This window comes from Klebsiella sp. MBT K-1 (assembly GCF_002556465.1).
GTDB lineage: Bacteria > Pseudomonadota > Gammaproteobacteria > Enterobacterales > Enterobacteriaceae > Klebsiella > Klebsiella grimontii.
Map to the genome: position 1 here is coordinate 18,704 of NZ_PDEL01000027.1, position 23,291 is coordinate 41,994.

At 54.2% G+C, this 23,291-nt stretch carries 23 protein-coding genes; 19 read left to right on the top strand and 4 right to left on the bottom strand.

All coding sequences use genetic code 11. The features are described 5' to 3' along the window. Positions 1 to 244: 244 nt before the first annotated feature. The 8 genes from mreB to fucR all read left to right on the top strand — a co-directional run bounded on the left by mreB (position 245) and on the right by fucR (position 11,109). Positions 245 to 1,288 carry a rod shape-determining protein MreB gene (mreB, locus tag CMQ96_RS27090; RefSeq protein WP_002918653.1) on the top strand — a complete coding sequence of 348 codons (1,044 nt, stop codon included), beginning with the start codon at positions 245 to 247 and terminating at the stop codon, positions 1,286 to 1,288. Positions 1,289 to 1,358: 70 nt separating this feature from the next. Further along, positions 1,359 to 2,345 carry a rod shape-determining protein MreC gene (mreC, locus tag CMQ96_RS27095; RefSeq protein WP_004125831.1) on the top strand — a complete coding sequence of 329 codons (987 nt, stop codon included), beginning with the start codon at positions 1,359 to 1,361 and terminating at the stop codon, positions 2,343 to 2,345. Next, positions 2,345 to 2,833: a rod shape-determining protein MreD gene (gene mreD, locus CMQ96_RS27100; protein ID WP_004125830.1), complete on the top strand. Its 489-nt coding sequence runs from the start codon at positions 2,345 to 2,347 to the stop codon at positions 2,831 to 2,833. The genes mreC and mreD overlap by 1 nt, the downstream gene beginning before the upstream one ends. A 7-nt stretch (positions 2,834 to 2,840) precedes the next feature. Next, positions 2,841 to 3,422, top strand: a complete 582-nt coding sequence (locus tag CMQ96_RS27105; protein WP_064411739.1) for a nucleoside triphosphate pyrophosphatase — start codon at positions 2,841 to 2,843, stop codon at positions 3,420 to 3,422. Positions 3,423 to 3,424: 2 nt separating this feature from the next. Next, positions 3,425 to 4,894 carry a ribonuclease G gene (rng, locus tag CMQ96_RS27110; protein WP_004125826.1) on the top strand — a complete coding sequence of 490 codons (1,470 nt, stop codon included), beginning with the start codon at positions 3,425 to 3,427 and terminating at the stop codon, positions 4,892 to 4,894. A gap of 78 nt (positions 4,895 to 4,972) precedes the next feature. Beyond that, positions 4,973 to 8,770 carry an AsmA2 domain-containing protein YhdP gene (gene yhdP, locus CMQ96_RS27115; RefSeq protein ID WP_098067593.1) on the top strand — a complete coding sequence of 1,266 codons (3,798 nt, stop codon included), beginning with the start codon at positions 4,973 to 4,975 and terminating at the stop codon, positions 8,768 to 8,770. An 88-nt stretch (positions 8,771 to 8,858) separates the two neighbouring features. Beyond that, positions 8,859 to 10,304 carry a metalloprotease TldD gene (tldD, locus tag CMQ96_RS27120; RefSeq protein WP_024360655.1) on the top strand — a complete coding sequence of 482 codons (1,446 nt, stop codon included), beginning with the start codon at positions 8,859 to 8,861 and terminating at the stop codon, positions 10,302 to 10,304. A 58-nt stretch (positions 10,305 to 10,362) separates the two neighbouring features. Further along, a complete protein-coding gene (fucR, locus tag CMQ96_RS27125; protein WP_098067594.1) occupies positions 10,363 to 11,109 on the top strand; it encodes an L-fucose operon activator in 747 nt (248 codons plus the stop codon). Here the strand turns inward: fucR and aaeR are convergent. Then, on the bottom strand, positions 11,106 to 12,035 hold the full coding sequence (gene aaeR / locus CMQ96_RS27130) for an HTH-type transcriptional activator AaeR (RefSeq protein ID WP_004139722.1): 930 nt from the start codon (positions 12,033 to 12,035) through the stop codon (positions 11,106 to 11,108). The genes fucR and aaeR overlap by 4 nt on opposite strands. Positions 12,036 to 12,166: 131 nt before the next feature. Here aaeR and aaeX point away from each other — a divergent pair, with 131 nt between their 5' ends. The 4 genes from aaeX to CMQ96_RS27150 all read left to right on the top strand — a co-directional run bounded on the left by aaeX (position 12,167) and on the right by CMQ96_RS27150 (position 15,699). After that, a complete protein-coding gene (gene aaeX / locus CMQ96_RS27135) occupies positions 12,167 to 12,370 on the top strand; it encodes a p-hydroxybenzoic acid efflux pump operon protein AaeX (protein ID WP_002918640.1) in 204 nt (67 codons plus the stop codon). A 7-nt stretch (positions 12,371 to 12,377) separates the two neighbouring features. Continuing rightward, positions 12,378 to 13,310 carry a p-hydroxybenzoic acid efflux pump subunit AaeA gene (gene aaeA / locus CMQ96_RS27140; RefSeq protein WP_004139725.1) on the top strand — a complete coding sequence of 311 codons (933 nt, stop codon included), beginning with the start codon at positions 12,378 to 12,380 and terminating at the stop codon, positions 13,308 to 13,310. A gap of 5 nt (positions 13,311 to 13,315) precedes the next feature. Then, a complete protein-coding gene (aaeB, locus tag CMQ96_RS27145) occupies positions 13,316 to 15,283 on the top strand; it encodes a p-hydroxybenzoic acid efflux pump subunit AaeB (protein ID WP_024360657.1) in 1,968 nt (655 codons plus the stop codon). A 140-nt stretch (positions 15,284 to 15,423) separates the two neighbouring features. Further along, positions 15,424 to 15,699 carry a barstar family protein gene (locus CMQ96_RS27150; RefSeq protein WP_049087091.1) on the top strand — a complete coding sequence of 92 codons (276 nt, stop codon included), beginning with the start codon at positions 15,424 to 15,426 and terminating at the stop codon, positions 15,697 to 15,699. Positions 15,700 to 15,749: 50 nt separating this feature from the next. Here the strand turns inward: CMQ96_RS27150 and yhcN-B are convergent, their stop codons facing one another. The 3 genes from yhcN-B to argR form a co-directional block, all read right to left on the bottom strand. Then, the gene (gene yhcN-B, locus CMQ96_RS27155) at positions 15,750 to 16,016 is read right to left on the bottom strand and encodes a DUF1471 family stress response protein YhcN-B (RefSeq protein WP_004106229.1); all 267 of its coding nucleotides are present in this window, start codon (positions 16,014 to 16,016) and stop codon (positions 15,750 to 15,752) included. A 103-nt stretch (positions 16,017 to 16,119) separates the two neighbouring features. Beyond that, complete coding sequence (gene yhcN / locus CMQ96_RS27160; protein WP_004106226.1) at positions 16,120 to 16,383, bottom strand: peroxide/acid stress response protein YhcN; 264 nt, start codon at positions 16,381 to 16,383, stop codon at positions 16,120 to 16,122. 354 nt (positions 16,384 to 16,737) lie between these two features. Next, positions 16,738 to 17,208 carry a transcriptional regulator ArgR gene (argR, locus tag CMQ96_RS27165; protein WP_004106225.1) on the bottom strand — a complete coding sequence of 157 codons (471 nt, stop codon included), beginning with the start codon at positions 17,206 to 17,208 and terminating at the stop codon, positions 16,738 to 16,740. 412 nt (positions 17,209 to 17,620) lie between these two features. Here argR and mdh point away from each other — a divergent pair, with 412 nt between their 5' ends. The 7 genes from mdh to CMQ96_RS27200 form a co-directional block, all read left to right on the top strand. Continuing rightward, entirely contained in the window at positions 17,621 to 18,559 is a 939-nt protein-coding gene (gene mdh, locus CMQ96_RS27170) for a malate dehydrogenase (RefSeq protein ID WP_004139734.1), read from the top strand. Positions 18,560 to 18,690: 131 nt separating this feature from the next. Beyond that, positions 18,691 to 19,335: a GntR family transcriptional regulator gene (locus CMQ96_RS27175; RefSeq protein ID WP_024360659.1), complete on the top strand. Its 645-nt coding sequence runs from the start codon at positions 18,691 to 18,693 to the stop codon at positions 19,333 to 19,335. Next, entirely contained in the window at positions 19,307 to 19,972 is a 666-nt protein-coding gene (locus tag CMQ96_RS27180; protein WP_004139740.1) for a GntR family transcriptional regulator, read from the top strand. Before CMQ96_RS27175 ends, CMQ96_RS27180 begins: the two co-directional genes overlap by 29 nt. Before the next feature lie 210 nt (positions 19,973 to 20,182). Beyond that, positions 20,183 to 21,451, top strand: a complete 1,269-nt coding sequence (locus tag CMQ96_RS27185; protein ID WP_024360661.1) for an SLC13 family permease — start codon at positions 20,183 to 20,185, stop codon at positions 21,449 to 21,451. Positions 21,452 to 21,483: 32 nt separating this feature from the next. Continuing rightward, a complete protein-coding gene (gene ttdA / locus CMQ96_RS27190) occupies positions 21,484 to 22,383 on the top strand; it encodes a L(+)-tartrate dehydratase subunit alpha (RefSeq protein ID WP_004139744.1) in 900 nt (299 codons plus the stop codon). Then, a complete protein-coding gene (gene ttdB / locus CMQ96_RS27195; RefSeq protein ID WP_049087090.1) occupies positions 22,383 to 23,000 on the top strand; it encodes a L(+)-tartrate dehydratase subunit beta in 618 nt (205 codons plus the stop codon). The genes ttdA and ttdB overlap by 1 nt, the downstream gene beginning before the upstream one ends. A gap of 151 nt (positions 23,001 to 23,151) precedes the next feature. Further along, positions 23,152 to 23,291: OadG family transporter subunit (locus CMQ96_RS27200; RefSeq protein WP_176519005.1), on the top strand; the 140-nt coding region annotated here is incomplete at its 3' end.

The following is a 23,291-nucleotide window of genomic DNA, read 5'->3' on the forward strand; positions in this document are numbered from 1 at the left end:
TCTACCTGCCGGATTGTCGCAATGTAAATGCCAGTGAATGACCTTTGACAGGTTGCAGATTCAAGCGCGGAGCGCTGCTGAAGATTTCTGCGTCGGACGGACTCAGTCAAATTTGTAACAAAGGTAACGAACTGCACTAATTTTCACCGCAGCAGATGATTTTTGCGCCTTGTCGCTGCTGCGCGTGGTTGGTAAAGTAAGCGGATTTTGTTTTCCGCCCCAGCTTTCAGGATTATCCCTTAGTATGTTAAAAAAATTTCGTGGCATGTTTTCCAATGACCTGTCCATTGACCTGGGTACCGCGAATACCCTGATTTATGTAAAAGGACAAGGCATCGTATTGAATGAGCCTTCCGTTGTGGCCATTCGTCAGGATCGTGCCGGATCGCCGAAAAGCGTCGCCGCTGTGGGTCATGAAGCGAAGCAGATGCTTGGGCGTACACCGGGCAACATTGCAGCTATTCGCCCAATGAAAGACGGCGTTATCGCCGACTTCTTCGTTACCGAAAAAATGCTCCAGCACTTTATTAAACAGGTGCACAGCAACAGCTTTATGCGTCCGAGCCCGCGCGTGCTGGTCTGCGTACCGGTTGGCGCGACCCAGGTTGAGCGTCGCGCGATTCGCGAATCCGCACAGGGCGCTGGCGCCCGTGAAGTCTTCCTGATTGAAGAGCCGATGGCGGCTGCGATCGGCGCCGGTCTGCCGGTCTCCGAAGCAACGGGTTCGATGGTTGTGGATATCGGCGGCGGTACCACTGAAGTGGCGGTTATCTCTCTGAACGGTGTGGTTTACTCCTCCTCCGTCCGTATCGGCGGCGACCGTTTTGACGAAGCCGTCATTAATTATGTCCGTCGTAACTATGGTTCCCTGATCGGCGAAGCGACTGCAGAACGTATTAAGCACGAGATCGGTTCCGCTTATCCGGGTGATGAAGTTCGCGAAATCGAAGTTCGCGGGCGTAACCTTGCTGAAGGCGTGCCGCGCGGCTTTACGCTGAACTCTAACGAAATCCTCGAAGCGCTGCAGGAGCCGTTGACCGGCATCGTCAGCGCGGTGATGGTCGCGCTGGAACAGTGCCCGCCGGAACTGGCTTCCGATATCTCCGAACGCGGAATGGTTCTGACCGGCGGTGGCGCACTGTTGCGCAACCTTGACCGTCTGTTAATGGAAGAGACAGGAATACCTGTCGTAGTTGCAGAAGATCCACTGACCTGCGTCGCTCGTGGCGGCGGCAAGGCACTGGAAATGATCGATATGCACGGCGGCGACTTGTTCAGCGAAGAGTAGTCAGCCTGAGATCCGGGTAGCTGGCCTACGGCTGCCCCGATCTTAACTGACACGAGAATACGCATAGCCTATGAAGCCAATTTTTAGCCGTGGCCCGTCGCTACAGATTCGCCTTATTCTGGCGGTTTTGGTGGCGCTTGGCGTGATAATCGCCGACAGCCGCCTGGGTACGTTCAGCCAAATTCGAACGTACATGGATACTGCCGTCAGCCCTTTCTACTTTGTTTCTAATGGTCCACGGGAATTGCTGGATAGCGTTTCGCAAACGCTGGCCACCCGCGACCAGCTCGAACTGGAAAACCGCGCGTTGCGCCAGGAACTGTTGCTGAAGAACAGCGATCTGTTGATGCTGGGCCAGTACAAGCAGGAGAACGCGCGTCTGCGGGAACTGCTGGGCTCTCCGCTGCGTCAGGACGAGCAAAAAATGGTGACCCAGGTCATCTCAACGGTTAACGACCCCTATAGCGATCAGGTCGTTATCGATAAAGGCAGCGTTAACGGCGTTTATGAAGGCCAGCCGGTGATCAGCGATAAAGGCGTTGTGGGTCAGGTGGTGGCGGTGGCGAAACTGACCAGCCGCGTGCTGCTGATTTGCGATGCCACGCATGCGTTACCGATTCAGGTACTGCGTAACGATATTCGCGTGATTGCCGCAGGCAACGGCTGTACCGACGATTTGCAGCTGGAACATCTGCCGGCCAATACCGATATTCGCGTCGGCGACGTCCTGGTGACTTCGGGCCTCGGCGGCCGCTTCCCTGAAGGGTATCCGGTAGGGGTGGTTTCGTCCGTTAAGCTGGATACGCAGCGCGCGTATACGGTGATTCAGGCGCGTCCGACAGCCGGTCTGCAGCGCCTGCGTTACCTGCTGCTGCTATGGGGAGCCGATCGCAACGGCGCGAATCCGATGACGCCGGAAGAGGTTCATCGCGTAGCGAATGAACGCCTGATGCAGATGATGCCGCAGGTTCTGCCTGCGCCAGATGCGATGGGGCCGCAGATGCCGGCTCCGGCAACCGGTATGCCACAGCAGTCTCAGCCAGCGGGGGGGCAATAGTGGCAAGTTACCGTAGCCAGGGACGCTGGGTTATCTGGCTCTCGTTTCTTATCGCACTATTGCTGCAAATAATGCCCTGGCCGGCGGACATTAGCGTTTACCGGCCAAACTGGGTATTGCTTATCCTGTTGTACTGGATCCTCGCGCTGCCCCACCGGGTTAATGTCGGCACAGGCTTTGTGATGGGGGCGATCCTCGATCTCATCAGCGGCTCGACGCTTGGCGTTCGCGCACTATCATTAAGTATTGTGGCTTATCTGGTCGCGCTGAAATATCAGCTGTTCCGCAATCTGGCGCTCTGGCAACAGGCTCTGGTAGTCGTCATGTTATCCCTCTCCGTGGATATCATTGTTTTCTGGGCAGAGTTTTTAGTGATCAACGTCTCTTTCCGTCCGGAAGTGTTCTGGAGTAGTGTAGTAAACGGTGTGCTCTGGCCATGGATTTTCCTGCTGATGCGTAAAGTGCGCCAGCAGTTTGCGGTGCAATAAGGTTGATATGACGACTCTGTATCTTGCTTCAGGTTCTCCGCGTCGGCAGGAACTGCTGACTCAGCTTGGCCTCGCTTTTGAGCGCGTGGTTCCCGGTATTGAGGAACTGCGCCGCCCGCAGGAGAGCGCTCAGCAGTATGTGGTCCGTCTGGCGCGCGAAAAGGCGCAGGCTGGCGTCGCGCTGGCACCGCGCGATCTGCCCGTTTTGGGCGCGGATACCATTGTCATCCTGAACGGTGAAGTGCTGGAAAAACCGCGCGATGCCGGGCACGCCGCAGAAATGTTGCGCATGCTTTCCGGGAAAACCCATCAGGTGATGACCGCCGTGGCGCTGGCCGATAAGCAGCAGACGCTGGATTGCCTGGTGGTCACGGAGGTTACTTTCCGCGTGCTCTCAGTACAGGATATCGCCGATTATGTCGCCAGCGGCGAACCGTTAGATAAAGCAGGTGCATACGGTATTCAGGGGTTGGGTGGCTGTTTCGTCAGGAAGATAAATGGCAGCTATCACGCCGTAGTTGGCTTACCGCTAGTGGAAACGTATGAGTTGCTAAGTAACTTTAACTCACTGCGTGAAGAAAAGGGATAAAGATGACTGCTGAACTATTAGTTAACGTAACGCCATCAGAAACGCGCGTCGCTTACATTGATGGCGGTATTCTTCAGGAAATTCATATTGAGCGTGAAGCGCGACGCGGAATAGTAGGCAATATCTACAAGGGTCGTGTCAGTCGGGTGCTGCCGGGAATGCAGGCGGCTTTTGTAGATATTGGCCTGGATAAGGCCGCGTTTCTGCACGCTTCCGATATTATGCCGCATACCGAGTGCGTGGCGGGCGAAGAGCAAAAGCAGTTCGCCGTCCGCGATATCTCCGAGCTGGTGCGTCAGGGGCAGGATTTAATGGTGCAGGTGGTGAAAGATCCTCTCGGCACCAAAGGCGCTCGCCTGACCACCGATATCACCATTCCTTCTCGCTATCTGGTCTTTATGCCCGGGGCTTCGCACGTCGGCGTCTCTCAGCGTATTGAAAGCGAAGCGGAACGCGAACGCCTGAAAAAAGTGGTCTCTGAATACTGTGACGAACAGGGCGGATTCATTATCCGTACCGCGGCGGAAGGCGTTCATGAGCAGGAGATGGCCGCAGATGCCGCCTATCTCAAGCGCGTCTGGACAAAAGTGATGGAGCGCAAAAAGCGCCAGCAGACGCGTTATCAAATGTACGGTGAGCTGGCGCTGGCGCAGCGCGTGCTGCGTGATTTCGCCGATGCGCATCTTGACCGTATTCGCGTGGACTCCCGTCTGACCTACGAATCGCTGCTTGAGTTTACCGCCGAATATATTCCTGAGATGACCAGCAAGCTGGAGCATTACAGCGGCCGCCAGCCGATTTTCGATCTTTTCGACGTGGAAAACGAAATTCAGCGCGCGCTGGAGCGTAAAGTTGAGCTGAAATCAGGCGGTTATCTGATCATTGATCAAACGGAAGCGATGACCACCGTTGATATCAACACCGGCGCATTCGTCGGTCACCGTAATCTTGACGATACTATCTTTAATACCAATATTGAGGCGACCCAGGCGATTGCTCGTCAGCTACGGCTGCGCAATCTCGGCGGGATTATCATCATTGATTTCATTGATATGAACAATGAAGATCACCGTCGCCGGGTGCTGCACTCTCTTGAGCAGGCGCTGAGCAAAGACCGGGTTAAAACCAGCATTAACGGCTTTTCCCAGCTTGGACTGGTAGAGATGACCCGCAAGCGCACTCGTGAAAGCGTGGAGCACGTGCTGTGTAATGAGTGTCCTACCTGCCACGGGCGCGGTACGGTGAAAACGGTGGAAACGGTGTGCTATGAAATCATGCGCGAAATCGTGCGCGTGCATCACGCCTACGATTCCGACCGATTCCTGGTCTATGCTTCTCCTGCGGTAGCGGAAACGCTGAAAGGGGAAGAGTCGCACGCGCTGGCAGAAGTCGAGATCTTTGTCGGTAAGCAGGTCAAAGTACAAATTGAACCGCTCTATAATCAAGAGCAGTTTGATGTCGTAATGATGTAATCATCCGTTTGCTTGCTGATGTCGGGATAAAGAGGCGGGCGAAAGGATGACGCGTAACAGGCTGACAAGGAGAGATGCGTGAGGCGACTGCCCGGGATATTACTGCTCACCGCGGCAACATTGATTGTTGTCGTCGCACTGCTGGTGAGCGGTCTGCGTCTCGTTCTGCCGCAGTTGAACAGCTGGCGTCCACAGGTGCTGGAAAAAGTCTCCGCGATGGCCGGCGTGCCGGTCGATGCCTCAAACATTGTCGCCAGCTGGCAGACGTTTGGCCCGACGCTTGATGTCCGTGATGTTAAGGCCGGCCTGAATGACGGCGGTGAGCTTTCCGTCAAACGCGTCACTCTGGCACTCGACGTCTGGCAAAGCCTGCTGCATATGCGCTGGCAGTTTCGCGATCTAACCTTCTGGCAGCTGCAGATTCATACCAATACTCCTATTCAAACCAATAACGGCGGTGAAGGGCTGAAAACCGACCGTATCAGCGATCTTTTTCTCCGCCAGTTCGACCACTTTATCCTTCGCGATAGCCATCTGAGCTTCCTGACGATCTCGGGTCAGCGGGCAGAACTCTCGATCCCGCAGCTTACCTGGCTGAACGGTAAAAATCGCCATCGCGCTGAGGGGCAGCTTAGCCTTAGCAGCCTGACCGGCCAGCATGGCGTGATGCAGGTGCGCATGGACCTGCGCGATGAAGACGGCTTGCTCAATAAGGGGCGCGTCTGGCTTCAGGCCGATGATATCGACGTTAAGCCATGGCTTGGTCGCTGGATGCAGGACAACATCGCCCTGCAAAGCGCGCGGTTTAGCCTCGAAGGCTGGATGACTATCGATAAAGGCGACGTCGCCAGCGGGGATGTATGGCTGAAAAAAGGCGGCGCCAGCTGGCAGGGCGACAAAGATAAGCATCATCTCTCGGTTGATAATCTGACGGCGCACATCTATCGCGATAATCAAAGCTGGGGCTTTGACATCCCTGATACGCGCATTTCGATGGATAATAAACCCTGGCCGCGCGGCGCGCTGTCGATGGCGTGGATCCCGGCTCAGGATGTGGGTGGAAAAAATGGTCAACGCAGCGATGAGCTGCGCATTCGCGCCAGCAATCTTAACCTTAGCGGCCTGACCGGGCTGCAGCCGATGGCGGATAAACTGGCGCCGTCGCTGGGCGAAATCTGGCGTACGACGCAGCCGGACGGCAAAATTAACCTTCTGGCGCTGGATATTCCGCTGCAGATGGCGGAAAAAACGCGCTTTCAGGCGGACTGGAGCGACATGTCCTGGAAGCAGTGGAAGCTGCTGCCAGGAGCTGAGCATTTCTCCGGCAACATTGCCGGTAGCGTGGAAAACGGTACCCTGCATGCCCGCATGACGCAGGCGAGAATGCCCTATGAAACGGTCTTTCGCGCGCCGCTGGAGATCGCCCGGGGCGATGCGACCCTCAGTTGGGTGAAGAATGACAAAGGTTTTATGCTCGATGGTCGCGACATCGACGTACAGGCAACCGGCGTTCGCGCCCGCGGCGGGTTCCGCTATCTACAGCCGCAGGGTGATGAACCCTGGCTCGGTATTCTGGCCGGTATCAGTACCAACGACGGCGGTCAGGCATGGCGCTACTTCCCGGAAAATCTGATGGGCAAAGCGCTGGTGGATTACCTCAGCGGAGCGATTAAAGGCGGCCAGGCCACCGATGCCACGCTGGCTTATGGCGGCAACCCGCACCTTTTCCCGTATAAGCATAATGAGGGGCAATTCCAGGTTACGGTGCCGCTCAAGAACGCCACCTTTGCCTTTCAGCCTGACTGGCCTGCGCTAACCGGCCTGAATATCGACCTTAACTTTATCAATGACGGACTATGGATGAAGGCCGATAAGGCGATGCTCGGCAAAGTGACCGCCAGCAATCTCGACGCGGTAATTCCCGACTATTCGCGTGAAAAGTTATTAATTGATGCCGATGTTAACGGTCCGGGTAAAGAAGTTGGCCCTTATTTTAACGAGACGCCGCTGAAAGAGACGCTGGGGGCGGCGCTGGGTGAGCTTCAGTTGGACGGTGGTGTGAGCGCTCGCTTACATCTTGATATCCCCCTGGATGGCGAGATGACCACCGCTAAGGGTGATGTCCGGCTGAACAATAACAGCTTATTTATCAAGCCTATTGATACTACATTGCAGAACCTGAGCGGTAAATTCAGCTTCGTAAACGGCGACCTGAAAAGCGAACCGATGAGCGCGACCTGGTTTAATCAGCCGCTGAATATCGATTTCTCGACCACCGAAGGCGCGAAAGCATTCCTGGTAGACGTCGGGATGAACGCCAGCTGGCAGCCCGCGCGTACCGGTTTACTGCCGAAAGCCCTGGAAGGCACCCTGAGCGGCAGCGTGCCCTGGGACGGTAAAGTCGCGATTGAACTTCCGTATCGCGGTAGCGCGAGCTATAAGGTGGATGTTAACGCTGACCTGAAGAATGTAAGTAGTCACTTACCTGCGCCGGTCGATAAACAGGCCGGTGAGCCTTTGCCGGTAAACATTAAGGTTGATGGCGGCCTAAGCAGCTTTACTCTGGCTGGCTCCGTGGGGGCGAAAAATCATATCAATAGCCGCTGGCTGCTGGGTCATAAGCTGACTCTGGACCGCGCTATTTTAACCACTGACAGTAAAGCCGTGTCGCCGCTTCCCGAGCAGCCTGGCGTGGAGCTGAATATGCCGCCGATGGATGGCGCGCAGTGGCTTGCGCTGTTCCAGGGCGGCGCGGCCAATGACGTCAGCAGCAATATGGTTTTCCCCGAGCAGGTCACGCTGCGTACGCCGGTGTTAACGATGGCGGGCCAGAGCTGGAATAACGTCAGCCTTGTTTCCCAACCCGGCGCCGGAGGGACGAAGATTGAAGCCCAGGGGCGTGAAGTTAACGCCACCCTGACGATGCGCAAAAACGCGCCGTGGCTGGCAGCCATTCGCTATCTCTACTACAACCCCACTGCAGCGAAAAGCGGCGGGACGGAAAAAAGCAGCGGCCCTCTGGCTGACGCCAAAATTGATTTCCACGGCTGGCCGGACCTTCAGCTTCGCTGCGCCGAGTGCTGGCTGTGGGGGCAAAAATATGGTCGCATCGAAGGCGATTTTGATATCCGCGGCGATACCCTGACGCTGGCAAATGGCCTGGTGGATACCGGGTTTGGCCGCCTGACGACCGATGGCGTATGGGTAAGCGCGCCGACGGGCGTACGAACCTCTTTAAAAGGTAAACTGCACGGTAATAAAACCGATGATTTCGTCAACTTCTTCGGCGTGTCCACGCCGGTAAAAGGTTCTTCGTTTGATATTGATTATGACCTTCACTGGCGTGCGCCGCCGTGGCAGCCCGATGTTGCCTCGCTGAACGGGATCCTGAAAAGCCGTCTTGGGAAAGGCGAGTTTACCGATCTCAGCACCGGCCACGCCGGCCAGCTGCTGCGTTTGTTGAGCGTTGACGCGCTGCTTCGCAAGCTGCGTTTCGACTTTAGCGATACCTTCAGCGAAGGTTTCTACTTTGATTCCATTCGCAGTACGGCGTGGATTAAAGACGGCGTTCTGCATACCGACGATACGCTGGTTGATGGTCTGGAAGCGGATATCGCCATGAAGGGGTCGGTGGATCTTGTCCGCCGTCAGCTGGATATGCAGGCCGTGGTCGCGCCGGAAATTTCCGCGACCGTGGGCGTCGCCGCGGCCTTTGCCGTTAACCCGATAATCGGCGCCGCGGTCTTTGCCGCCAGTAAGGTGCTGGGGCCGCTGTGGAATAAGGTTTCAATTCTGCGCTATCGCATCACCGGTCCTATCGATCAGCCGCAAATTAACGAAGTGCTGCGCCAGGCGCGGAGCGACAAAAAGCAATGATTTGACGATTGTGCGTAATTACCGCACTCTCAATAGAGAGCCTATTTTATTTCCGCCCGAGAGGCGGCAACAAACGAGTAGCAAAACGATGAGTCTGAACCTGGTAAGTGAACAATTACTGTCGGCAAACGGCCTGAATCATCAGGATCTGTTTACCATTCTTGGCCAGCTGGCCGAGCGCCGTCTGGATTACGGCGATCTCTATTTTCAGTCGAGCTATCACGAGTCCTGGGTTCTTGAAGACAGCATCATTAAAGATGGTTCGTACAATATCGACCAGGGCGTCGGCGTCCGTGCGGTGAGCGGGGAAAAAACCGGCTTTGCCTATGCGGACCAGATTAGCCGACTGGCGCTGGAACAGAGCGCGCAGGCGGCGCGTACCATTGTACGCGACCACGGCGATGGTAAAGTTCATACCCTCGGCGGAGTGGAGTACAGCTCCCTCTATACCAGCATCGACCCGCTGCAAAGCATGAGTCGGGAAGAGAAGCTGGATATTCTGCGCCGGGTAGATAAAACCGCTCGCGCGGCCGATAAACGGGTGCAGGAAGTTTCCGCCAGCCTGACCGGCGTCTATGAGTTAATTCTTGTGGCCGCCACCGACGGCACGCTGGCGGCGGACGTGCGCCCGCTGGTTCGTCTTTCCGTCAGCGTGCTGGTGGAAGAGGATGGCAAACGCGAACGCGGCGCCAGCGGCGGCGGCGGTCGCTTTGGCTACGACTATTTCCTGGCCTCCCAGGATGGCGATGTGCGCGCGGATGTTTGGGCGAGAGAAGCCGTGCGTATGGCGCTGGTCAATCTGACCGCCGTCGCCGCGCCCGCCGGAATGCTGCCGGTCGTACTGGGCGCAGGCTGGCCTGGCGTGCTGCTTCATGAAGCCGTCGGTCACGGACTGGAAGGCGATTTTAACCGTCGGGGGACGTCGGTATTCAGCGGCCATATGGGTGAGCTGGTGGCCTCAGAGCTGTGCACCGTAGTGGATGATGGCACCATTGCCAACCGTCGCGGCTCCGTTGCCATTGATGACGAAGGTACCCCGGGTCAGTATAACGTTTTGATTGAAAACGGCATTCTCAAAGGCTATATGCAGGACAAGCTCAATGCCCGGCTGATGGGTGTGGCGCCAACCGGCAACGGTCGTCGCGAATCCTACGCGCATCTGCCTATGCCGCGTATGACCAACACCTACATGCTGGCGGGAAAATCCACGCCGCAGGAGATTATCGAATCGGTCGATTACGGCATCTACGCGCCGAACTTTGGCGGCGGTCAGGTGGATATCACCTCCGGCAAATTTGTCTTCTCCACGTCTGAAGCCTACCTGATTGAAAAAGGCAAAGTGACCAAAGCGGTGAAGGGGGCGACGCTTATCGGTTCAGGTATCGAAGCGATGCAGCAGATTTCGATGGTGGGGAACGATCTGAAGCTGGACAGCGGCGTCGGCGTTTGCGGCAAAGAGGGCCAGAGCGTACCGGTTGGCGTCGGTCAGCCAACGCTCAAAGTGGATAAACTCACCGTCGGCGGTACTGCCTGATACCTCTCAATGCGCTTTCGCTCGCGGCGAAAGCGCACATCACCTCCGCGGGGTCGCGATGAAAGCCGCGCGTCAGCAGCAGATAGTCGAGTTACTCAGTCAGCACCACACCCTAACTACTGAAGCGTTATCTCAGCTTCTGCAGGTCAGCATCGAGACCGTTCGTCGCGATTTGAGCGAGCTGCAGAAACAGGGGAGTATCCAGCGTAGCCACGGACAGGCGCGCGTTCTCCTGGGCGATAATCACAACGGCGAGAAGCCGTTTCATCGCCGCGTGAAAAGCCATTATGCCCATAAATCTGATATTGCCCGTACCGCGCTGGCGTGGATTGATGAAGGCATGACGATCGCGCTGGATGCCAGCTCAACCTGCTGGTTTCTGGCGCGTCAGCTACCGAATAGTAACCTGACGGTGTTTACCAACAGCCATCCGGTCTGCGTAGAGCTGGGCCGCCGTGAGCGGATCCAACTGATCAGCGCCGGTGGTCAGCTTCAGCGTCAATATGGCTATTACGTTAACCCTGCGCTGTTATCGCAGGTCAAATCGCTGGAGATCGATCTATTCATTTTTTCCTGCGAGGGGATCGATAACGACGGCGTGCTCTGGGATTCCAGCGCCAATAATGCCGCTTACAAATCGCTGCTGCTGAAACGGGCGGCACAGTCGCTATTGTTAATCGACAAAAGCAAATTTCATCGCTCCGGCGAGGTGCGCATCGGCAATCTCCGCGACGTGACGCAGATCATTTCCGATGCCGGGCCTGATAATACGTTATTACCCTTTTTCGCAGGCTCTGGCCGCTAGCGGGCTATCCCCCGACCGCGCATACCCTGGTAAATATTTGCCACCCCGACGAAATACTCAGTCAGATAATTAATGCATACCTGTACCTTCAGGGGCAGCTTATCTTTCTCGGTATATAGCGCGTACACCGGGCGCGGATCGGACTGGTAGCTCGGCAACAGAATCTCCAGTTCGCCGCGGTTGATCTCTTCGATCGCCCACATCAGCGGAACGTAAGCCACGCCGACGCCTGCCGTTAGCCAGCGCACCAGCGTCATCGGATCGTTAGTGACGAATCTGCCCTGAGGGATCAGCTTGGTTGAAATGCCTTCCGGGGCGATGATTTCAAATTCGTTATCCGGCCGGACGCTGTATTCCAGCCAGGAGTGGCTGGCGAGATCCGCCGGCTTTTCCGGACATCCGGCGTGCTGGAGATAGCTTTTCGCCGCGCAGAGCACCATTGGCATAGAGCCCAGACGGCGGGAAAAGAGGCTGGAGTCCTGCAGCGCTCCCACGCGAATCACCACGTCCAGACCGTCCGCGATTAGGTCCGGCGCCGGGATGCCGGTGACCAGGTTGATGGAGAGCCCCGGGTGCTCTTTGAGCATATCGGCCGTTATGCGAGCCAGGACATTCTGTGCCATAGTTGAAGAACAGCCGATGCGCAGCGTACCGATGGGCGTATTGTTAAACGCGTATAGCTGTTCATGGACATCCTGGACTTCGAACAGCATCCGCCGACAGCCTTGATAATATATTTTTCCCGCTTCGGTTAAGCCAAGACTGCGCGTACTGCGGTTGAGTAGCTTAACCTGCAGCTCATCTTCCAGTTTAGCTACCGTCTGGCTGATGGAAGAAACGCTCATCTGGAGCTGGCGGGCCGCGGCGGTAAAGGAACCTAATTCCACCACTCTGGCAAATACGGACATGCGTTTTAATCGTTCCATTATTCACTCTGGCTTAAAAGTGATTTAGATCACACATTATAGATAAGACCGCAATTGTTACGTTACTATATAGTTAGCTTAATAATAAACGCATCGCGCATATCACCTGTACGCTTCTTATCAAGGTCATCATGAGTCTGTTTCCTGTCATTGTGATTTTCGGCTTGTCGTTTCCGCCGATCTTCTTTGAGTTGCTATTGTCGCTAGCCATCTTTTGGCTGGTGCACCGCCTGCTGGTTCCGACCGGCATCTATGATTTTGTCTGGCATCCGGCACTGTTTAATACCGCGCTCTATTGCTGCCTGTTTTATCTGATATCGCGTTTGTTCGTTTGAGGTAGATGTGAAAACACTAACAAGAAATATCCTCCGTACCGCAATCACTGTGATACTGGTTATCCTGGCATTTGTGGCGATTTTTCGCGCATGGGTGTATTACACCGCCTCGCCCTGGACGCGCGATGCGCGCTTTAGTGCGGATATTGTGGCCATCGCTCCCGATGTTTCCGGCCTGATTTCGCAGGTGAATATCAAGGATAACCAACTGGTTAAGAAAGACCAGGTTTTGTTCGTCATTGACCAGCCGCGTTACCAGAAAGCCTTAGCTGAGGCTGAAGCCGATGTCTCCTATTACCAGACTCTGGCGCAGGAGAAGCGCGTTGAAGCCGGCCGTCGTAACCGCCTTGGCGTCCAGGCCATGTCCCGGGAGGAGATTGACCAGGCGAATAACGTTCTGCAAACCGTTGAGCATCAGTTGGCAAAAGCGACCGCGAGTCGCGATCTGGCGAAGCTTGATCTTGAACGCACGGTCATTCGCGCCCCGGCTGACGGCTGGGTGACGAACCTGAACGTCTACAGCGGCGAGTTTATCACCCGCGGTTCTACCGCGGTTGCGCTGGTCAAGCAGAATACCTTCTATGTGATGGCCTACCTGGAAGAGACCAAGCTTGAGGGCGTGCGCCCCGGCTTCCGCGCCGAAATTACCCCGCTGGGAAGCGTGCAAACTCTTAAAGGCACCGTCGACAGCATCGCTGCTGGGGTCACCAATGCCAGCAGCAGCAGCGATACGAAAGGGCTGGCCTCTATTGACTCTAATCTTGAATGGGTACGCCTGGCGCAGCGGGTGCCGGTACGTATTCACCTTGACCAGCAGCAGGGCAACCTCTGGCCGGCGGGGACGACCGCGACGGTGGTGATCACCGGTAAAGACGACCGCGATTCCAGCCGGACAAGTTTCTTCCAGAAACTGGCGATGCGCCTGCGTGAGTTCGGTTAATCGCCATGGGGATTTTCACCATCGAACCCCGGCATCTCCGCTTTGCCGTTAAATTAGCCTGTGCGGTAGTGCTGGCGTTATTCGTCGGTTTTCACTTTCAGCTGGAAACACCGCGCTGGGCGGTGCTTACCGCAGCCATCGTGGCCGCCGGCCCGGCGTTTGCCGCCGGCGGAGAGCCTTACTCCGGGGCTATCCGCTATCGCGGGATGCTGCGTATTGTCGGTACCTTTATCGGCTGTATCGCCGCGCTGGCGATTATCATCCTGATGATTCGCGCCCCGCTGCTGATGGTGCTGGTCTGCTGCCTGTGGGCAGGGTTCTGTACCTGGATCTCCTCGCTGGTGCGGGTTGAGAACTCCTATGCCTGGGGCCTGGCGGGCTATACCGCGCTTATCATTATTATCACTATCCACGAAGAGCCGATGCTGGCGCCGCAGTTCGCCGTCGAACGGTGCAGTGAAATTGTTGTTGGTATCGTCAGCGCCATCGTGGCCGACCTGCTATTTTCGCCGCGTTCGATTAAAAAAGAGATCGACCTTGAGCTGGATAACCTGCTGATCGATCAATACCGCCTGATGCAGCTTTGCGTGGCGTATGCCGATAAAGATGAAGTCGATAAGGCCTGGAGCGCGCTGGTTCGCCGCACCAACGGACTGGAAGGGATGCGCGGAAACTTAATTATGGAGTCTTCGCGCTGGGCAAAAGTGAACCAGCGGCTGAAGGCGATCAATACCCTCTCTCTGACCTTAATTACCCAAGCCTGTGAAACCTATTTGATTCAGAATACCCGGCCTGAGATGGTCACCGATGACTACCGCGAGCTGTTCGCTGAACCGGTTGAGACCGTGCAGGACGTGCACCGCCAGTTAAAGCGGATGCGCCGCTTTTTGACCTGGAAGGGAGAGCACAATACGCCGGTGACGATCTACAGCTGGGTCGGGGCCGCGACGCGCTATCTGCTTTTGAAGCGGGGCGTGGTCGGCAATACCAAAATCAGCCGTATTGAAGCGGAAGTGCTGCAAGGCGAAGTGGTGGTGAAGGCGGAATCCGCCGAGCGACACCATGCGATGGTCAACTTTTGGCGTACGTCTATCTCCTGTATCCTCGGTACGCTGTTCTGGCTGTGGACCGGCTGGACTTCAGGGAGCGGGGCGATGGTGATGATCGCGGTTGTTACGGCCTTAGCGATGCGTTTACCTAATCCGCGAATGGTGGCTATCGATTTCCTCTACGGCACGCTGGCGGCATTACCGCTGGGGGCGCTGTTTTTCCTCGTGATTATGCCCGCCACTCAGCAAAGTATGCTGCTGCTGTGCATCAGCCTGGCGGTGATGGCATTTTTTATCGGTATTGAGGTGCAAAAGCGGCGGTTGGGTTCGCTGGGGGCGCTGGCCAGCACCATTAATATTCTGGTGCTGGATAATCCGATGAAGTTTCAATTCAACCAATTTTTGGATAGCGCCTTAGGCCAGATCGTGGGGTGTTTCCTCGCGCTGATGGTGATCTTACTGGTTCGCGATAACTCTCAGGCTCGCACCGGTCGCGTGTTGCTCAACCAGTTTGTCTCGGCGGCGGTATCATCGCTGACCACCAATACGGCGCGACGCAAAGAAAACCATTTGCCGGCCCTGTATCGTCAGCTCTTTTTGTTGCTGAATAAATTCCCCGGCGATATCGCGCGCTTTCGTTTGGCGCTGACCCTGATTATTGCCCATCAGCGCCTGCGCGACGCGCCAGTACCGATAAATGACGACCTGTCGGTATTTCACCGGCAGCTGCGTCGTACGGCGGATCGCGTCATTTCCGCCAGCAGCGATGATAAGCGCCGCTACTATTTTGCCCGCCTGCTTGATGAGCTGGATATCTACCAGCAAAAATTACAGCTCTGGGAAGCCTCTCCGCAGGTGACCGAGCCGGTGCGAAGGCTGGTGGAGATGCTGCATAAGTACCAGCATGTATTAACCAATAGCTAGCCGCCAGAACCGACGCCTGAAGCGTCGGTTTTTTTATCGCTATACTTAATTGTCTGAGTATGAATTCCACCGTCAGAGTGGAACTACACGCCGGGATGACCGGGCTATGAAAAGTTGCAGGTGTGGACAGGATGCGGGCAATGGCTACCTATACCTTTGATTTTGATGAAATAGCTGAACAGCAGGATTTTTATCGTGAGTTTTCACGTACCTTTGGCTTAACGCGTGAGAAGGTGAACAACCTTGATTCGCTGTGGGAAGCGGTGACCGCCGGGCTACTGCCTCTGCCGCTGGAGATTGAGTTTATTCATTTAAGCGATAATCAGCGACGGCGCTTTGGCGCGATAATATTGCTATTTGATGAGGCGGAAGAAGAGCTGGAAGGGGAGCTTCGTTTTAATGTGCGGCAGCCATAAAAAAGCCCCCGACAGAGCGGGGGCAAGTCGTCGGATAAGACGACGAGGGTTTATTTGTACAGCTCAGCCGTAGCGTGCCAGTTATCGCCGGTACGGGCTTCAATAATACGGTAGCTGCTGGCGCCTTCTTTTTCAGCTTTAGCCGCCAGTTCCTGGCGCATATCCATCGGCGCGCTGCCTACCTGAGAAACGGAAACGGTGCCCATGGACTGCAGATTTTGCGCCTGTTCAGCGTTCACTTGATTAACGGCGGCGTTTGCGCCGAAAGAGAGAACGGAAGCCAGACCCAGGGATGCGATGATAATTGCGCTTTTCATAATTTTTTCTCCAACCTTATTATTTGCAGCGGCGGAAGGTTTTAATGAACCTGAGGCCGCTGGAGAGATTCTGTTTCAGTTAATGACCGACAATCGTTAAATCTTATTTATACAGTTCAGCCGTAGCGTGCCAGTGGTCACCGGTACGTGCTTCGATAATGCGATAAGAGGAAGCACCTTCTTCTTGCGCTTTCTTGTTCAGCATTTCGTGCATATCCATCGGGGAAGAACTTACCGCGCCGACGGAAACGGTGCCGATTGCCTGACGGCCTTGAGCCTGTTCGCTGTTAATGGAGTCAGCGGCGAAGGCGCCGAAAGACAGAACGGAAAGGATGCTTAATGCTGCTACAGTGGTTTTGATTTTCATGATGTTCACCTCGTCGAATCTTTTTGTTGGGGGTCTTTGTTTCGTGACCCTCATCACAAAATCAAGTATACACTAATCACTGAAAATATTAATACCTTGCTAATTGTTTTTCATGTAAATAATCACAAAGAAATGTCTTTTTTATAACGTATAAGAATTAGAAATGTCACAATTTCGCCAGGATAGGCAATATTGATTAATAAAATCATTACTTTATATGGGTTTGATCTTTTGTGCGCTTAAGCCGGTTTCATCACGTAAATGAATGTATAGAAGCGGAAAAACACACAAAATGTTAAAGAAATGATAATTTTTTGAAGAGATACCCTCTGGCGTTAACCAGAGGGAAGGGCATCAGAGTTCCTGTTCAAACAGGACGAGGATAGCGTCATGCAGCTCTTTAACGGTAAAACCCCTGGCCGGAGTGGTAAAGATAGTATCATCACCGGCAATGCTGCCGAGAATACCCTCGGCTTTGCCCAGGGAGTCCAGAAGCCGGGCGATCAGCTGTGCTGCGCCCGGGCTGGTATGAATAACCACGACCGAATCGTTATAGTCGATATCCAGCACCAGGTTTTTTAGCGGGCTGGAGGTCGTCGGGACGCCAAGCTCGGCGGGCAGGCAGTAAACCATTTCCATTTTGGCGTTACGCGTGCGTACGGCGCCAAACTTGGTGAGCATACGTGAGACTTTCGATTGGTTGATATTATCGAAGCCTTCCTCTTGCAGGGCCTGTACGATTTCACCTTGAGAGCTGAATTTTTCTTCTTTAAGCAGCGCTTTAAACGCCTTAACCAGTTCTTCTTGTTTTGCCGAACTACGCATAAGTCACCCAATTATGGTGGTAAAAACAACATCATTATGCATAAACATGCATTTTTATGCAAATAATCCGCGGGGAGAAGCGTAAATAATGTTATGAAGGGCGCATATTTTAGCAAAAAACCCTAATAAGGAACATGCTTTCGTCACGGGGCGCAAATTGCTACAAAAGTAAATGAAATGTTATTAAATGATGTTGTTCTGCTCACCGCGCTGGGTGTATTGTAACCAACAGTCGATCCGGTACTACGCTTTGCTGGATGGTCAGTCTCAGGGAGGAAAATGCGAAGCTGCTGCATCGCTGCGCACGACCACGCATTCTTCAGCCATAATTATTGTAATTGTTCATCTTGTGAATTAAGGTCCAGGCGACGGAGTAACGAAAGACTATTTTAACCATAATAAGGAGTTTAGGATGAAAGTTGCAGTCCTCGGCGCCGCTGGTGGAATTGGCCAGGCGCTTGCCCTACTACTTAAGACCCAACTGCCTTCAGGTTCAGAACTCTCGTTGTACGACATCGCTCCGGTAACGCCGGGCGTGGCGGTTGATCTTAGCCATATCCCTACCGATGTAAAAATCAAAGGTTTTTCCGGCGAAGACGCCACCCCTGCGCTGGAAGGAGCTGATGTGGTGCTGATATCCGCGGGCGTAGCGCGTAAGCCCGGTATGGATCGCTCCGATTTATTCAACGTTAATGCCGGTATTGTGAAAAATCTGGTACAGCAAATCGCCAAAACCTGCCCGCAGGCCTGCGTCGGGGTTATCACCAACCCGGTGAACACCACCGTGGCGATTGCCGCAGAAGTGCTGAAAAAAGCCGGTGTTTACGATAAGAACAAGCTGTTTGGCGTTACGACGCTGGATATTATCCGCTCGAATACCTTTGTCGCTGAACTGAAAGGCAAATCTTCGTCAGACGTTGAGGTTCCGGTGATTGGCGGCCACTCCGGTGTGACTATTCTTCCTTTATTGTCACAAATTCCGGGCGTCAGCTTCAGCGAGCAGGAAGTGGCGGATTTGACTAAACGCATTCAAAACGCCGGTACTGAAGTTGTTGAAGCAAAAGCCGGTGGCGGCTCAGCAACGCTATCAATGGGGCAGGCCGCCGCGCGGTTCGGTCTCTCTTTAGTTCGCGCCATGCAGGGAGAGAAAGGCGTGGTGGAATGCGCCTATGTTGAAGGTGATGGCCAATATGCCCGCTTCTTCTCGCAGCCGCTGCTGTTAGGTAAAAATGGCGTAGAGCAGCGTCAGTCTATCGGTAAACTGAGCGCGTTTGAGCAGCAGGCGCTGGAGGGGATGCTGGATACGTTGAAGAAAGATATCGCCCTTGGCGAAGATTTTGTGAATAAATAACGTTTCATAAAAAGAGAAGCCGGAGCCTGGGTTCCGGCTTTTTTATGCCTTTCTCCCGCCCCGGAATGACTCAACCTGCTGGTAAATCTGCTAAACTCCCCGCGTCTTGAGCGGCAACAAACGAGGACGTCGTGAAAAAAATTGAAAGAAAGCAGACCAGGGACCACATTACTCAAATGATCCGTTACGAGATCCTTTCCGGCAGTATGAAACCGGGGGATGAGCTCGCGCAGGAGAGTATTGCGGAACAGCTGGGGCTTTCTCGTATGCCGGTTCGTGAAGCGTTACAGGCCCTGGAGCAGGAAGGGTTTCTGGTGCGCTTGCCAAACCGCCATATGCAGGTCTCACGGCTGGAGCCTGACCACGTCAGCCACATTTTCCAGGCCATTGCGGCGATGGCAACAGCGCTTTTTTCACTGGTGCCCGCGGCAGCAGGCGAGTCGCTGGCTACCAGAGCGCGAGAGCTGGGGCATCCCGGTGAGAGGATACGGGAGCTGGCGTTTCATCAGGCGCTCATTTCTTATATTGATAACCGCTATCTGGAAAAGATTTATCAGCAGTTTTTAGATGGTTATATCGGCTATGTCATTCTGTATCTGAAAGAGGATAATCAGGAGTCGGCGCAAATACTCAGTTCTCTGATGGATGCTATCCAACAAGGCGATCGCGCCGAGATCGCGCAGGAAACGCAGCGTTATTTCCTCTCTCTGGCAGAAATAATGCGTCAACACATGAAGGATTGGGAAAGTGCAGAAGCCTCGATTAGGGAAAATTAAGCTTCTTTCAGCGAAAGAGCAGGTCGCGGCAGTATTACGTAAAGCGATACTGTCGCGAGATTTAGTTGAAGGGCAAGAAATTACCCTTGAAGGGATCGCCAGCATGGTTGGCGTATCCAGTATGCCCGTGCGTGAAGCATTTCAGATACTGGCTGCGGATGGGCTGATTAAAGTCCGCCCCAATAAAGGGGCGGTTGTGCTGGGGATTAACGAACAAACGATTCGCGAGCATTACGAGATTCGCGCGCTGCTGGAGAGTGAAGCGGTCGCTAAAGCTTCTCGCCCTGGGACGGACATTTCGCGCATTGCCGAAGTCCATTACGCTGCGGAAAAAGCGCTGGCGGAAAATAACTCAGCTGAATATTCTGACCTCAATCAGGCTTTTCATATGGAGATATGGAATGCGGCCGGAAACGGCAAAATGAAGCTGCTGCTCAGCAATATGTGGAACGGGCTCTCGATGGGGCATAAGGTCACCGAGGAGGAGTATGCGATCATTTCCATACGCGAGCATAAAGGGATTTTACAGGCCCTGGAGCAGCATAATGAAGCGCTGGCCCGTCAGCGAATGCGCGAGCATATCATCCGTTCGATGGAGAATATGCTGACGCGCTACGTCGGCGAGCCCTCGGCCTGACCTCACCGCCTGCACGATCGTTGCAGGCGTCTTACCTATTCACTCCATAAATTAATTCCTCTAAGTTACTGCTTTTGCGAGATTTTGATAAAGATCTCAATCCTGACGCTTTCGTGAAAAACGCATTGACTTACTCTTTGCGTGGGAATAATTTCCCTCTCGTCAATATTGGATACAATATCATATATCATTGATGGGATAATTATAAATATGGAACCGATTACCATTACTCTATGTTTGCTGGCGTTTGCTATCGCCATGTTTGTGTGGGAAAAAATACCGCTCGCGGTCACGTCTATGGTGGTTTGCGTCGCGCTGGTTCTCACCGGCGTCCTCAATCTCAAGCAGGCTTTCGCCGGCTTTATCGACACCAACGTCATTCTCTTCGTCGCCATGTTTATCGTCGGCGGGGCGCTATTTGAAACCGGGATGGCGAATAAAGTGGGGGGCGTGATTACGCGCTTCGCTAAAACGGAAAAGCAGCTGATTTTTACCATTATGGTCGTGGTTGGCGTGATGTCCGGTTTCCTCTCCAATACCGGTACCGCAGCCGTCCTGATCCCGGTCGTTATCGGCGTGGCGGCGAAATCAGGCTTTGCCCGTTCCCGACTGCTGATGCCGCTGGTTTTCGCCGCCGCGCTCGGCGGTAACCTGTCGTTGATTGGTGCGCCGGGCAACCTGATTGCGCAATCAGCCTTGCAGAACATTGGCAGCGGTTTTGGCTTTTTTGAATATGCCAAAGTGGGTTTACCGATGCTGGTTTGTGGCATGATTTACTTTCTGACCATCGGCTATAAATTCCTGCCCAACCACCCGAATAGTGGGGAAGTTGGCAGCATCGGCCAACAGCGCGATTACAGCCACGTTCCGCGCTGGAAGCAGATCCTCTCTTTGCTTGTTCTGATCGCCACGATCCTCGGCATGATTTTCGAAAAGCAGACCGGTGTGAGTCTTGCGGTAGCGGGCTGTATCGGCGCGCTGGTGCTGGTGGTTACCGGCGTGCTTACAGAAAAGCAGGCTTATAAAGCCATTGATTCACAAACTATTTTTATCTTCGGCGGCACTCTGGCGCTGGCGAAAGCGCTGGAAATGACCGGGGCGGGAAAACTGGTGGCGGATCACGTGATTGGCCTGCTGGGGCAAAACTCTTCGCCTTTTATGCTGCTGGTGGTGGTCTTTGCGCTGTCCGTCGTTATGACTAACTTCATGTCCAACACCGCCACCGTCGCGCTGCTGGTACCGGTGAGCCTGTCGATTGCGGCGGGCATGGGCGCCGACCCTCGCGCGGTGCTGATGGCGACGGTGATCGGCAGCTCTTGCGCCTACGCCACGCCAATCGGTATGCCTGCCAACATGATGGTGCTGTCGGCAGGCGGCTATAAGTTTGTTGACTACGCCAAATCCGGCATCCCACTGATTATCGTTTCCACCATTGTCAGCCTGATTCTGCTGCCAATCCTTTTCCCTTTTCATCCGTAATGAACGGAAGCTGTCCTGACTAAGGAGCCTTTATGAGCAAAAGTGAACAGATATCCCATATGACCAATATTATGGCCAAATTTGTGGGGTACACCGGCAAAGTCTTGCCTGATGACGTCACCGCAAAACTGGAAGATTTGCATAAAAAAGAGACCAGTAAACTGGCCGACGTCATCTTTACGACCATGATTGAGAACCAGCGTCTGGCAAAAGAACTGGATCGCCCTTCCTGCCAGGATACCGGCGTGATTCAGTTTCTGGTGGAGTGCGGGGCCAACTTCCCGCTGATCGGCGAACTGGAAGCGCTGCTGCGTGAAGCGGTGATCAAAGCGACCGTGGATTCCCCGCTGCGCCACAACAGCGTTGAGACTTTTGATGAATACAATACCGGTAAAAACGTGGGTAAAGGTACGCCGACGGTATTCTGGGAGATCGTTCCCAATTCTGACCAGTGCAGCATTTACACCTATATGGCGGGCGGCGGCTGTTCTCTGCCGGGGAAAGCGATGGTGCTGATGCCGGGCGCAGGTTATGAAGGCGTAACCCGCTTTGTGCTGGATGTGATGACCAGCTACGGCCTTAACGCCTGTCCGCCGCTACTGGTTGGCGTGGGCGTGGCGACCTCTGTTGAAACGGCGGCGCTGCTATCGAAAAAAGCGCTGATGCGTCCGATCGGTTCGCACAATGAGAATGAGCGTGCGGCTTCGCTGGAGAAAATGCTGGAGGACGGCATTAACAAAATTGGCCTTGGGCCGCAGGGGATGTCCGGTAATACCTCCGTCATGGGCGTGAATATTGAAAACACCGCGCGCCATCCCTCCACCATCGGTGTGGCGGTGAACGTCGGCTGCTGGTCGCACCGGAAAGGACATATCGTTTTTGATAAAGACCTGAACTACACCATTACGTCTCACAGCGGAGTGAATTTCTGATGACGAAAAAAATCCTGACTACGCCAATTAAAGATGAAGATTTAGCCGATATTAAAGCGGGCGATATTATTTATCTCAACGGTCATATTGTTACCTGTCGTGATGTGGCGCATCGTCGATTAATTGAAGGTGGGCGCGAATTACCTGTAGATGTTCGCGGCGGCGCTATTTTACACGCTGGCCCAATTGTCCGCCCAATTAAAGGCGAAGACGATAAATTTGAAATGGTCTCCGTTGGGCCAACCACCAGCATGCGCATGGAAAAATTCGAAAAAGAATTTATTGCGCATACCGGCGTGAAATTAATCGTTGGGAAAGGCGGCATGGGGAAAGGCACCGAAGAGGGCTGCGCGGAGCATAAAGCGCTGCACTGCGTATTCCCGGCCGGCTGCGCGGTAGTGGCCGCGGTGTGCGTGGAAGAGATCGAAGATGCGCAGTGGCGCGATCTGGGAATGCCGGAAACGCTATGGGTATGTCGGGTAAAAGAGTTTGGCCCGTTAATCGTTTCCATTGATACCCATGGAAATAACCTGTTCGAACAGAACAAAATTATTTTTAACCAGCGTAAAGAGATCGTCGCTGATGAAATATGCCAGCACGTAAGCTTTATCAAATAATCTGGGTTATATGAATTGCACGATAATGATGGCGATACGTTTATTGCGATAATAAACAGGGACTCTGGCCGGGGCGGTTCAGGGAAATCCACCCTTATTATTTTCGTTATAAATAACATCATTATCGTGCCTCCTGCTCGAAGGCTATTTTATGACTGATGCAGCACTGCTATTAGGTGAAGGCTTCACCCTGATGTTTCTCGGCATGGGGTTTGTGCTGGCGTTTCTGTTTGTGCTGATTTTCGCCATCCAGGGCATGTCCGCCGCCGTCAACCGCGTCTTCCCCGAACC